1 protein-coding gene is annotated in these 684 nt (G+C 43.0%); it reads left to right on the forward strand.

Annotated elements, in window-relative coordinates:
• The coding region (locus R7Q48_RS27695) for an AsmA family protein (protein ID WP_318133486.1) at window positions 1-684 on the forward strand (684 nt) is incomplete at both ends.

Genomic DNA, 684 nt, shown 5'->3' on the forward strand with positions numbered 1-684 from the left:
ACATTACTTTAGATGGTGCGGAGTTCTACGTTGAAACGAAGAAAGACGGCAGCAAGAACATTGATGCTTTAACGAAAGCGCAAACTCAACAAGCAGAGCAACCGAATGATACTGCACCAGATCAAAGTGGTGAATCGCAGTCTGAAGGCTCAGATTGGAGTATCAACCTGGCTGGTGTTACGGTTTCTAATGGCTCACTAGAAATTCAAGACAAGCAAGCCGGCAATTACACCAAGCTGTATGATGTATCGTTGAACCTTTCTGAATTTGCTTTTGACAGCTGGACGACAGCTGACTTTGGTATGAAAGGCGAAATGAATGACCAGAAGTTTACTGCAAAAGGTAAGGCTGACTTTAAACTGGCGAAAGGTCTTGCCAGTTATGCGTTGAAGAACATCAATGTTGATGCGACGTACACTGATCCAAACAACACTATTGAATCGGCAAAAATTGGCTTAGATACATTTGAATTCGATAAAGTAAACAATCTTAGCTACGCGCTTAAAGGCAGTGCGGCTGGTATGAAGTTGGACATGCAAGGCGGTGGGCAGCTTACGGTTGACCAAGCGATTAGCAAAGTGTTGTTGAATAAGCTTACGCTGAAATCAAGCTTTGAAGGTGATGCTTTGCCACAATCACCAATGAAAGTTGATATGGTCTCTGACCTCTCATTTGACCTAAACA

Source organism: Vibrio sp. 378, from assembly GCF_033339435.1.